10 protein-coding genes are annotated in these 12,379 nt (G+C 43.3%); 3 read left to right on the top strand and 7 right to left on the bottom strand.

Features of this window, described 5'->3' with window-relative positions; translation table 11 throughout:
- Nucleotides 1–3 precede the first annotated feature (3 nt).
- Nucleotides 4–1,260, top strand: a complete 1,257-nt coding sequence (locus K6V30_RS01935; protein ID WP_010535473.1) for a hypothetical protein — start codon at nt 4–6, stop codon at nt 1,258–1,260.
- 22 nt (nt 1,261–1,282) lie between these two features.
- Here the strand turns inward: K6V30_RS01935 and K6V30_RS01930 are convergent, their stop codons facing one another.
- On the bottom strand, nt 1,283–3,238 hold the full coding sequence (locus K6V30_RS01930; RefSeq protein ID WP_029425035.1) for a transglycosylase domain-containing protein: 1,956 nt from the start codon (nt 3,236–3,238) through the stop codon (nt 1,283–1,285).
- A 313-nt stretch (nt 3,239–3,551) separates the two neighbouring features.
- Between K6V30_RS01930 and K6V30_RS01925 the strand changes: the two genes are divergently transcribed.
- Nucleotides 3,552–4,070 carry a DUF3836 domain-containing protein gene (locus K6V30_RS01925; RefSeq protein WP_010535471.1) on the top strand — a complete coding sequence of 173 codons (519 nt, stop codon included), beginning with the start codon at nt 3,552–3,554 and terminating at the stop codon, nt 4,068–4,070.
- A gap of 123 nt (nt 4,071–4,193) precedes the next feature.
- On the opposite strand, the gene msrB is transcribed toward K6V30_RS01925, so the two are convergent.
- From msrB to K6V30_RS01895, 6 genes are all read right to left on the bottom strand, one after another.
- The gene (gene msrB, locus K6V30_RS01920; protein ID WP_010535470.1) at nt 4,194–5,222 is read right to left on the bottom strand and encodes a peptide-methionine (R)-S-oxide reductase MsrB; all 1,029 of its coding nucleotides are present in this window, start codon (nt 5,220–5,222) and stop codon (nt 4,194–4,196) included.
- 83 nt (nt 5,223–5,305) lie between these two features.
- Entirely contained in the window at nt 5,306–6,643 is a 1,338-nt protein-coding gene (locus tag K6V30_RS01915) for a TolC family protein (protein WP_010535469.1), read from the bottom strand.
- A gap of 10 nt (nt 6,644–6,653) precedes the next feature.
- Nucleotides 6,654–7,754, bottom strand: a complete 1,101-nt coding sequence (locus tag K6V30_RS01910; protein ID WP_010535468.1) for an efflux RND transporter periplasmic adaptor subunit — start codon at nt 7,752–7,754, stop codon at nt 6,654–6,656.
- Nucleotides 7,755–7,809: 55 nt separating this feature from the next.
- Nucleotides 7,810–9,051 carry an ABC transporter permease gene (locus K6V30_RS01905; RefSeq protein ID WP_010535467.1) on the bottom strand — a complete coding sequence of 414 codons (1,242 nt, stop codon included), beginning with the start codon at nt 9,049–9,051 and terminating at the stop codon, nt 7,810–7,812.
- Between the two features lie 5 nt (nt 9,052–9,056).
- Complete coding sequence (locus tag K6V30_RS01900; protein WP_010535466.1) at nt 9,057–10,316, bottom strand: ABC transporter permease; 1,260 nt, start codon at nt 10,314–10,316, stop codon at nt 9,057–9,059.
- A gap of 105 nt (nt 10,317–10,421) precedes the next feature.
- Nucleotides 10,422–11,138 carry an ABC transporter ATP-binding protein gene (locus K6V30_RS01895; RefSeq protein WP_010535465.1) on the bottom strand — a complete coding sequence of 239 codons (717 nt, stop codon included), beginning with the start codon at nt 11,136–11,138 and terminating at the stop codon, nt 10,422–10,424.
- 178 nt (nt 11,139–11,316) lie between these two features.
- Here K6V30_RS01895 and K6V30_RS01890 point away from each other — a divergent pair, with 178 nt between their 5' ends.
- Nucleotides 11,317–12,297, top strand: coding sequence for an ROK family protein (locus K6V30_RS01890; protein WP_010535464.1), 981 nt, complete (start codon nt 11,317–11,319; stop codon nt 12,295–12,297).
- The last annotated feature ends 82 nt before the right edge of the window (nt 12,298–12,379 follow it).

Below are 12,379 nucleotides of genomic sequence, written 5' to 3'. Positions count from 1 at the left end.
ATCATGAAAAGAATTCTGTTTATATTATTAGTAGTGACTGCCAGTACCACTGTAATGGCGGGAATGAGCACCAGTAAGGTGCGTAAGGAGACACGTTTCCTTACTGATAAGATGGCATATGAGTTGGACTTGAGTAATCCGCAGTATAATGATGTGTATGAGATTAATTATGATTTCATCTACTCTCTTCGTAATATTATGGATTATGTAGTGCGGGGTGACGAATGGGCGTTGGACGATTACTATGAGGCCTTGGATATTCGTAACGATGATCTTCGCTGGGTATTGAGTGATGGGCAATATCGCAGGTTTCTGGGGGCTGATTATTTTTATCGTCCGATTTACGTGACCGGAGGAAGATGGAATTTCCGGATTTATATTAATTATCCGAATCGTAGTTTATTCTATTTTGGTGTACCTTATCATTATCGGACTTACTGTGGTGCACATTATCGTCCGCATATTCATCATGTGAGCTATTACCGGGGAAGATACAATAACGTTGTCCATTATCCTACTCCATACCGGGTAAGGGATCAGAGAGTATTCCATTCTTATCGTCGTTCGGATTTCGGTTCTGTACGCTTCCGCCCGAATACTTCTGTTCGTCCGCATAATGCACCTGCCCGTCCCGGAGTTTCGGGACGTCCGGGAACATCATCACGTCCTAATTCATCGGGACGGCCTGGAAATTCTTCCCGCCCCCGTCCGGAATCGGGACATAGACCTTCAAATTCGGGAAGACCCTCTGCTTCGGGCAGACCCTCTACAACTGAACGCCCGTCGAGTCCAAGCAGACCAACGACTCCAGGCAGACCGTCTACTCCTTCCAGAGACGATAAACCGAATAAGGAGACAACTCCGGGCAGAAATAATAACAGAGGTGAAGGAAATCATCATTCCGGAAGTCGTCCGGGAACAAGTACAGGTTCTTCGAACTCTGACCGTCGTCCGACAGGTGGCAGCACGAACCGCGAAAGTGGACGTGGCAGCAGTTCTTTCGGCAGTTCAAGTAGAACAAACGGCAGTACAACGAGCAGCCGGAATCATGATAGTTCGAACCGGGGAAGTAGTACTTCCGGCAGAAGTAGCAGTTCCGGTAGTACTTCCAATCGGGGCAGCAGTAGTTCCGGCAGCAGTTCCAGTAGGGGTAGCGTTTCCAGATCGACCGAAAGAAGCTCATCTTCAGGAAGCACGAGTAGCAGTAGCCGAGGCTCTTCTTCCCGTTCTTCAGAAAGAGGAAATAGCTCAAGAAGATAAAACCTATTCCTTTATTAATAAGTCATTGCTCCTCAGCGGTAGGAGAACTAGATTCCGGCGTATCGCCGACTAAACTATTCAGGGCGTCGCCCGTAACTTGGATATCGGGGCGGATAGTATCCGCCTCGATTTCACTTATCAGCCCCTTTTGAGCCAGACGTCCGGCAATCAGTTTATAATAGCCTTCCATATTCTTTTTCAATTGTCCGTTTTCTGCGAAGGAATTGCGGAAGTGTTTTGGTTTTGGGATAATGGAAGCCAGAAAGATACTCTCTTCGGTCGTGAGTTGGGAAGGCCGTTTATTGAAATAATAAGCAGAGGCTTCCCGGATACCGTAAATCAGAGGTCCCCATTCGGCAATATTCAAATACACTTCGTACATACGTTCTTTAGACGTCAGCCTCTCTGTCTCTATTAGCCATACGATCAAGGCTTCTTCCAGTTTGCGGGCAAAGTTTTTGTTCCGGTTGAGGAATACATTTTTCACTAGTTGCATGGTGATTGTACTGCCTCCTCTGGCAAAGCGTTTGACTTGCAGGTCGTAAATCAATGCTTCACGTATGGCATCGGGCAAGAATCCTTTGTGATAGAAAAAGGCCCCATCTTCACTTTGCATGACGGACATCCGTAGCAGGGGAGAGATACTGTCTAATGGTGTGAAATGTTCCCAAGAGGGGCCGATAGGGAATGACCTGACAGGCATGCCATTCTCATAAGCAGTGTAAGTGAACTCTTCGCTCATCTTGGAAAGAGGTGTCGCACCATATTCCATGATCCGGAAATCTTTTTCTTTTAACTCCGATTCAAATCTGAGGCTGTCTAATTGAGCGAAATCGATGTCCAGCAGAAAATGATAAGCCAACTCACCTCTTGTCTTTATTCCTTCCAGATTGCTGAATAACCCTTTGGGGAGAGAACCGAATAAATCGTCAGCCGGGAACCAGGATTTATCTATGGCAGCTGTGAAGTGCCATTGAGCTTCTTTCTTTTCTGCTCGCAGATAGGGGTGGAATTGTATTTTGTTGAATAGAACTGTAGTGGTGCTATCCAACTCCAGCGTATGATTGCCGATATTCATCTGATACGTAAGCTGTCCTCGATCCAGATGGATAACTTCCGGCGAAAGGGCTTTGTGGAATATATCAAGACCGCTGACTCTGGCTTTACCGTTCAGTCGTAGCTGATTATTTGCAAGATTTTCTTCGGTCATGCTATAATATAAGGTGTCGAAAGTAACTTCTGCCCCAAAGCGGCGGTTGATATAAGGCAGTGAGATTTTCTTTTTCCCGGTAGCGAAAAGTTCTGTTTTCAACATCCGGGCTTTTCTGTTCAGTTCGCCTGTGGCTTTCCATTGTTGTGTCAGGGTATCTTCCTTTATCTTGATGGCCGACTGAAAACGATTGTCTTCAATCGTGAAGGCGGGGATGCTTAGGGCAACAAAATTGTTGTCTTTCCGTTCGGTTATATTGAGTTGAGTCAGTTGTCCGTTTTCGGGCAGAAAGCCATATATTAAGTTCAATATCCGGTCGATACGATGGCTGTAGTTGCTTTCGGTGGCAGGTTTGGTTGTGGCTTCCGATTGGCATTGGCGTTTGGAGAATAGAAAATCATAGTTTGCTACGCTGTCCCGTTTGATAAAAGCAATCGTTAGTCCGTCCATACGGATATTGCGTACTTCAAAGTTTCCTTTCAGTAGTTTCCAGGGGGTCAGTTTGACGTTGACAGTTTGCAGCGTAAGGAGAGTATCCCTTTGCTCGGGAACTACAGAAAGTCCCTGAATGGAGACTTCATTCAGACTACACATTTCCAGATTCTCATAGTGAATGTGCAGCCCGTATGTTTGTTCGATGTGAGTAGTACGTTTATTGGCTATACTCCGTAGAAGAATGCTACGGCTTAGATAGACACCGACAAGGCAGATAAATAAGATTCCTCCAATTGATAACAGGAGAATACTTTGTTTGCTGTTCTTTTTCATCATTTGCCTTTAAATAAATTATTGGATGCAAAGGTAGATAATATTCTGTTCAACCGGATATAAGTCGTTCTTTTTTAACATGATGTCCGTTTATGAGCGAACAACTGTTCATTTTCGTACATCTGCTTATACCTTCTTTGTTCTGATTATTAGGTGTTTACTGTTTTGGCATACCCCTTGCATTTATATAATCGAAGGCGGGCAACTGAAAAATGAAAAAAAGTTCAGAAAGTTGCAACCATTCAATATAGATGTTCCGTCTAATAAACAGAAGAACAAAAAAGAAAGTTGAACAAATAAAAAATATACAATTATGAAAACTACAGTATTATTCAGAATGATGGTTTTAGTAGCAATGGTATTTGCCGGTATCGCTAATGCAGAGTTGAAAGCACAGAACAATAACTTCATTACTAATGAAGAGAAAGTGGATGATGTTGTTGTATCGAAGGTTATTTACAGACTCGATGGCTCTCTCTATCGTCACATGAAATATGATTTTACGTATGATGAACAAAAAAGAATGGCGTCCAAAGAAGCTTTCAAATGGGATTCATCCAGCGAAAAGTGGATTCCGTATTTCAAGATAGATTATACTTATTCTTCTAATGAGATCACATTGTTATACGCACGCTGGAATAAATCACATAAAGCTTATGACGACTCTGTAGAAAAGAGCGTTTATGAACTGAACGATGCTAATATGCCGATTGCATATATGAACTATAAGTGGAATGACTACAAGTGGATTGAAGAATCGGCAGGTAACTGGGCAATGAATATACAGACTCCGGTAATAGATGAAGCAGACCTGCTGCTTGCCGGAAAATAACGATACTCAGGGGATTGTGAAATTCTCTTTCTCTCTTAAGGTTAACAAACGAAAACGGTGGATTACCCGGACAAGGAATCCACCGTTTTTTATTGTATCTGTCTGGAAACAATGTAAGTTATTCTATTTAATAAGTGACAGGTATTCTTCGTATCCTTCTTCTTTCATTTTCTCTTTGGGGATGAAACGTAGTGAAGCGCTGTTGATGCAGTACCGCAGTCCGCCTTTTTCTTTCGGACCGTCAGTGAATACATGTCCCAAATGGGCATCACCTGTTTTACTGCGTACTTCCGTCCGTATCATTCCGTGAGTTGTATCTTTCTTCTCGGCAATCAGTTCTTTTTGGATAGGCTTGGAAAAACTAGGCCATCCGCAGCCGGAATCGAATTTATCAGTTGAAACAAACAAAGGTTCTCCGGTGGTGATATCTACGTAGATACCGGGTCGGTGTTCATTCCAGAATTCGTTATGGAAAGCAGGTTCTGTTGCATTCTTCTGAGTCACGGCATATTGTTCCGCAGATAATTTCTTACGGAGAGTTGCATCATCCGGCTTTTGATAGTTTTTGGTTTTAGAAGCATTGGCCTTGCGTGCCATTTCAAATAATGCCGGATTGATGTGGCAATATCCGTTCGGGTTCTTATCCAGATAATCCTGATGATAGATTTCTGCCGGGTAGAAATTTGTCAGTGGCTTTACCTCAATAGCAATTGGTTTTTGATATTGAGTGGACAATACTTGAATAGCTTTATTGATGGCAGATATATCGGCTTGGCTGATATAATATATACCTGTTCTGTACTGCGTTCCACGATCATTTCCCTGGCGGTTGAGGCTGGTGGGATCTATAGTCTGGAAATACAGGTTGAGCAATAAGTCCAGACTTACTTCTTCGGGATTATAAACGACTTTTACTGTTTCGGCAGCATTCGTTTTGCCCGAACATACTTGTTCATAACTCGGATTGGCAACATTGCTGTTGGCATATCCTACCTGGGTGCTTTCTACTCCCCTGATTTGTTTCAGAAAGTGTTCTGTTCCCCAGAAACATCCTCCTGCAAGATAGATTTCTGCTTGATTCTTCATTGGCTTGGCTATCCCTAAAAATACATTACTGATGATCAGAATGACAGCGATAATTAAATGCTTCATATCCGTTGGTTCTTTCTATAATAACGAATGAGCCAACGGATATGTTTTAAAATAACTGTTCTTTGACAGGGCAGAAACTCTTTCTATTCAATAGCCTGTCCTTTATAGAAATCCAGTATCTTGGTACGGAACAGATATTCGTATTTAGCCTGTAACTTGTCTGAAAGAGCTTTGGTCAGATTCAGTTTGGCCTCGTTGTATTCAACAAAAGTAGCTTTTCCGTTATTGAACTTTTCGCTCATCAACCGGAAAGATTCTTCATTGGATTTCACTGCGACTTCGCTGGAGTTGTATTTGCTTTCCGCAGCTACGGCATTATACCATGCCTGCTGTATTTCTTTATAAAGTACTTTCTTGGTGTTATCCAGTTGTAAGGCGAGATTTGCTTGTTGCAGGCGGGCGGTACGTACCCGGTTGCGGGTAGTAAAACGGTTGAAGATCGGAACACTTAGGTTGAAAGAAAGGGATTTGCTCAGATTGTTTTTTAATTGGCGTCCGAAACCGAATTCCGATTCACCGTTTAGTGTATAGTAGCTGCTTCCTAATCCTGCACTGAAAGAAAGTTGCGGATAGAAGTCACTTTGGGCAATACGAATATTTTTCAAGCTGCCTTGTAAGCGATATTCTGCTGCCTTAATCCCCGGCTTATATGCAAGTGCCTGAGTATAAATGTCGTCTGGTGCCGTTAGTGGTTCGAACTCCAGCTCTTCTTTAGGATTTTCAAGGATGAAACCTTCCGGTGTGGGCAATTCTAATAACTGGCTTAAGTTTAGTAATGACAATTTATAAGTATTGTCTGCTTGTACAGCTGTCATATTATCTTGTGCTACACGAGCCTGTGCTTCTGCTACTTCTGCAGGTGAGGCCTTACCTACTTCATGCAGTCCTTTAATACGTTTCAGCTGATCTTTGCTAAGGTCTACCTGACTTTGTGCTACCTTGTTCAATTCCAGATTGAAGAGAACCTGCAGATAGGCAGAGGTAACATTGATTGCAATATCCTCTTTTGCTTTATTCAAATCTTCGATAGCCGCTTGTAAATTGAGCTTGGCAAGCGAATATTGATTGGATAATTGCAAGCCCGTGAAAAGAGGTACATTGGTACTCAAGTTCAAACCTGTACTGGCACTGTTAGTGTCACTATATGAGTTATCTTTGGGAGAAGCTGTACGGCCCCAGCTCCATCCTTGGCTGACACCACCATTCAAGTTCGGGAGACGTGCCCATTTAGCAGTGTTTACACTTATTTTATTTTGTTCGGCTTCATTGGCTGTCTGACGAATGTCGATATTGTGCTCAATGGCATAGTCGATACATTGCCGTAAAGTCCAGGCCTGCGAGGTGGTATTCTGTGCTTGAATGGAACCGATACCGGTTCCGCTCAACAGAACAATTGCTATAGTTTTATAAATTGCTTTCATTCGGAATCAGTTATTTATCTTTTTTCTCAGCACCGCGTAGCTTGTCTTGAGCGGTTACACCTTTCTTTATCTCAATTTTGATACCGTTACTCATTCCGGTAGTCACCTGTGTACGTTTAAACTTCTGTTGTGGCACGGAATCCGTCATGATATATACGAACGTAGAATCACCATTGAACTCGATGGTACTTTCGGGTACTGCCAGCACTTTGTTGGCACGTTGCAATACAATTTCTGCATTTGCAGAATAACCGGAACGTATTTGTACGGTATCCGGCACCGTGATGGCTGCTTTAATCTCGAACTGGTTTGCTCCGTTGGTCTCCACTCCTTTGGGAGAGATATATTCAAGAATAGCATCGAAGGTCAGGTTCTGCAAAGCACCGATTGTCAGTTTGATCGGCATTCCCTCGTGGATACGTCCTACTTCGGTTTCGTCGATATTTCCCCGGAAAATGAGGTCGTTCATGTTTGCCACTGTAGCAATGGTAGTGCCGTCATTGAAGGTGTTACTCATGATTACGGAGTTACCGGCTTTCACAGGCACATCCAGAATAAGCCCGTCGATGGTAGAACGAATCATGGTACTACTGAATGAAGCGCTGTTTTTAGTGATTCCTTCTTTAATAATTTCCAGGTTATCTTTGGCAGTCTGATTTTCCTCACGTGCCTGTTTTACTGCCACTTCCCCTTTTTCAAAGTCTTCGCGGCTGATCAGCTGATCCTCGTACAGTTTTTTTATACGGGCAAAATCGGTTTCTGCTTGCTTTGCATTGATTTCTGCCAGACGAACACGGCTTTCTGCTGAATTTAGCTGTCCGAGTTCGGGGATTACTTTTACTTTGGCGATTACTTCCCCTTTTCTTACGCTTTGACCTGCTTCTTTAAAAACCTCGTCAACAATACCGGAAATTTGAGGCTTAATTAGAATTTCATCTCTTGGCTCCACTTTTCCGGTGGCTACTGTCGTTTTTTCAAGGTCTGTCACTTCTGCTGCCAATGTTTCATAAACTATAACCTTTGGCTTGGATTTCTGATAAAGAAATACAAATGTTCCGACAAGGATTATGGCGATAATTACCAATAACGTGATTTTCAGATACTTTTTCATCTTGAATATATATGTTTAATTTTTAATTCTTTGTTCTTCATTTATCATTCCACTGCTACTCATCTCTGATTGCTTCAATCGGCTTGATAGCCATTGCACGGTAGGCGGGTGCCAGTCCTGCCAGCATACCCAATGCGATTAGCAGTGCGCAGGTTCCGACTGCCAGACCGAAGCTGACCTGAAAATGTGCGTCTCCCCCGTCTGAGTTTGCTCCCATTTCAACCAGTTGCAATACCATGACGGCAAAAGAAATACCGAACATTCCGGCAATCGTAGTCAATACCATGCTTTCAGATAAGATTTGTTGGAGGATATCTTTGGGGCGTGCGCCGATGGCACGGCGTATACCGATTTCTGTAGTACGTTCTTTCACGGTGACCATCATGATATTCGACACTCCGATAGCTCCTGCCAGCAGAGTGCCCAGACCTACCATCCAGATCAGAATATGGATACCGTTGAATAAATTGTCTACCATGGAAAACATGGCTTCGGCATTCAGGTACATAAGCGCTTGTTTATCGTTAGGTGCAATGTAGTGTGCGGCTTTGATGATGGACTCCATTTGAGGTTGTACATCAGATACTTTCACACCATGTTTGACGGTGAAACAGATTACGTCAATTTGCCCGCCCAGATTGTAAGTCTGCTGCATGGTGGTAAATGGAAGGGTGACTGCTTCCGAGGCACGTCCCTGTATGTTCATGTTTCCTTCGGAAGAAGACATACCGATGATTTGATAGTAGATGCCGTCTACCCGTATATATTTGCCACACGGATCTTCTCCCGGTTTGAACAGGCTTTCGTAAACACGCTTGCCGATGACGCAGACTTTACGTGCTTCACGGATGTCTACGTCGTTGATAAAACGTCCGTATGCCATTTCCTGTGATTCGATGTGGAGATAGTCGGGATATAATCCTTTCACGCTACAGTCGTATTTCTTGTCTCCATATATTGCGTTGGACCCCCAGCGGGCAACAGAAGGAGTAATGACTTCCACTTCCTTCACTTGGGAGCGAAGACGTTCGATGTCAATGGCCTCCAGATCCCACCAGCGTCCTTTACGGAATCCTTTATAGGCTTCTCCCGTTTTTTGGGCGGCGAGGAAACCGGAGTTGGTGGCAAATCCTTCAAAGTTCTTTTGCATCATATCCTGCAATCCCTGTCCGCCGCCGATAAGAGCTACGAGCATGAAGATTCCCCAGAATACGCCGAATGCCGTCAACAGGCTTCTCGTTTTATTTCTTGTGATGGTGATGAGGATTTCCTCACAAGTATCTATGTCTATTCTCATAATCTTTAATCGGCTCTAAGTGCTTCAATCGGTCGGATGCTGACTGCTTTTCGGGCAGGGAACAATCCGGCTAATGTTCCGGCTATTACTAATGTGAGTGTAGCTTGAATGGCGATTCCTATATCGACCGTCGGATTCAGGAATACCGTTTCGGACCATATACCGTTATCCATAGTCTGGTTTCCGAAGGTATTGTTCATCCATTCGGTAGCACCGATGCCTGCAACCATGCCTATGTAACCGAATATGGTGGTAATCGTGACACTTTCTACGATAATCAGCCAAAGGATGGAAAGAGGTTTGGCTCCGAGTGCTTTGCGGATGCCAAATTCGCGGGTACGTTCTTTTACAGTAATCAGCATGATGTTCGAAACTCCGACAATCCCGCTTAATAAGGTAAAAATACCAATTACCCAGATAGCGATACGGAGCATTGCTGACCCCTGTTGCTGTTGCAAGTAGTTGGTGAATCGGTTCCATATCCAGATAGCACTATGGTCGGTCGGGTCAAAACGCTGGTTGGCACCGATCACTTTGCGATAGTGAGCTTCGAATTCTTCATTAGATTCTATTGTTTCCAGATTCTTGGTAGTCATAATGAGGTTGTTCAGCTTGTCTCCTTTATTATAAATGGTTTGCAGAGTTGTAAATGGAAGGTAAGCATCGCTGTCGCCGCTGTCTCCTTTGTCGTTGTACAGACCTACTACATGATAGACAACATTACCTGCATTCACGAATTGTCCGATGGGATCGGTATGTGTTTTGTCAAACAGGATTTCGGCAGTCTTTTTGTGGAGTACGATTACTTTCCGTCGTTCTTTAATATCGATTTCATTGATGAAACGCCCTTTAAAGAGTTTTACCACTTCCACTTCTGTATGATTGGGGTATACTCCGGAAAGATTCAGATTGACATATTCCGATCCGAAGCTCAGGTTTACGCCTCCCTGATATACAGTGGCTCCGGCTTTGATAACATGATCCGGGAAATTCTTATTGGTCGTATTCAGGTCTTTGTTGTCCAGTCGTATCCGTCTTCCTTCTTTCAGGCCGTCGTATGATTTGCTGGTCCATCCCGGATAGATTTTGATAGAGTTCATAGCCCGTTCGGAGGCCGACTGCTCGAATGCGTGAATTAGTCCGTTGCCGGCGCCCAACAGGACGATGAGCATGAATATTCCCCATGCGACGGCAAATCCCGTGAGAAAAGTCCTCAACTTATTGCGTTTGATGGTACTATATATTTCTTGCCAGATATCAATCATTTTTTTGAGTAATAAGTGATTAGTAATAAAATAAATAATAGGTATTAAGTATTAGGCTGCGTTGTGACCGCATGGAATTAATATTTAATACTTATTACCTAATACTTATTTCATGATTCCGTTCTGACCAAATGGAGAGGCATCGTGGTCGAGATTTTCTTCGATCCGTTCGATAATCCCATCTTTGATATGGATAATTTTGTCAGTCTGGTTGGCAACACCGCTTTCATGAGTTACGACGACGATGGTCATTCCCATTCGGTGCAAGTCTTTCAGTATCTGCATTACTTCTACAGATGTTTTGCTGTCCAGAGCACCCGTCGGTTCGTCGGCAAGGATTATTTGTGGTTTGGTGATTAATGCACGGGCAATGGCTACACGTTGTTTCTGCCCTCCACTCATTTCATTCGGCATGTGATGTGCCCACTCCTTCAGTCCCAGGCGGTCGAGATATTCCAGAGCGAGTGCATTTCGCTTTTTGCGGCTTACACCTTGGTAAAATAAGGGAAGGGCCACGTTCTCTACGGCATCCTTGAATGATATCAGATTGAATGACTGGAAGATAAATCCGATCATACGGTTTCGATACTCGGCAGCTTTCGTTTCGCTCAAGTCTTTGATAAGAACGTTGTTCAGATAATAATCTCCGGTATCGTAATTATCCAGTATCCCCAATATATTTAGTAAAGTAGATTTGCCCGAACCCGAAGCTCCCATGATGGAAACAAACTCACCTCGCTGAATGTCGAGATTGATGCCCTTGAGTACATGGAGAGGTGCTCCGTTGTTGTAGGTCTTGTTAATGCCTGTTAGTTTTATCACAATTTCCCTTATTAAGTTTCTTTTTCCTTTTAGTTTTTCACTATTAGACGCACGAAAGATACGAAAAGTTGCAAACAGAGTGAACTTTTTTGAAAAAACATTTTGTAGACTCAATCTTCTTTACGTAATTTGTGTGCAGTAAACTTTATAATTAACTAACCCTTTTAAATAAAGTATCATGAATTCAAACATGGAGAAACCCTACGTAGTAGGTATTGACATAGGCGGAACAAACACCGTCTTTGGGATTGTAGACGCACGCGGAACTATTATTGCCAGTAGCTCAATTAAAACAGCCGGCTATCCGACTGCTGCAGAATATGCGGATGAGGTATGCAAAAACTTGCTTCCGTTGATCATTGCTAATGGTGGTGTAGATAAGATCAGAGGTATCGGTGTCGGTGCTCCTAATGGTAACTATTATACCGGAACTATTGAATTTGCTCCGAACTTGCCTTGGAAAGGAATTCTTCCGTTGGCTGCTATGTTTGAAGAAAGATTGGGTATTCCTACCGCTTTGACAAATGACGCTAATGCTGCCGCTATCGGTGAAATGACTTACGGTGCTGCCCGTGGTATGAAAGACTTTATCATGATTACTCTGGGTACAGGTGTAGGTAGTGGTATCGTTATCAATGGTCAGATGGTTTATGGTCATGATGGTTTTGCCGGAGAATTAGGACACGTAATTGCACGTCGTGACGGTCGCATTTGTGGTTGCGGTCGTAAAGGTTGTCTGGAAACTTACTGTTCGGCTACCGGCGTAGCTCGTACAGCTCGTGAATTCCTGGCTGCCCGTACTGATGCAAGCTTGCTTCGTAATATTCCTGCTGAAAACATCACTTCGAAAGACGTATACGATGCAGCGGTACAAGGTGATAAGCTGGCACAGGAAATCTTTGAATTTACAGGTAATATTTTGGGTGAGGCTTTGGCAGATGCTATTGCATTCTCTAGTCCTGAAGCTATTGTTTTGTTTGGTGGTCTGGCAAAATCGGGTGATTATATCATGAAACCGATTCAGAAAGCAATCGATGACAATATTCTGAATATTTATAAAGGCAAGACTAAATTGCTTGTCTCCGAACTGAAAGATTCTGATGCTGCGGTGCTGGGTGCCAGTGCTTTGGCTTGGGAATTGAAAGATCTGAAAGAATAATATCGATTTTTTATAATAAAGGTAATTGAATCCCCGGGGGCGTTGAGTTTCCGGGGATTTTTTGTGTTTTCAGATATGCTAA

Origin of the sequence: Bacteroides faecis, assembly GCF_020091505.1 — a bacterium.
Classification (GTDB): domain Bacteria; phylum Bacteroidota; class Bacteroidia; order Bacteroidales; family Bacteroidaceae; genus Bacteroides; species Bacteroides faecis.
Note: the sequence above shows the minus strand (reverse complement) of the source record. Positions and strands in the feature narration are given on the sequence as shown.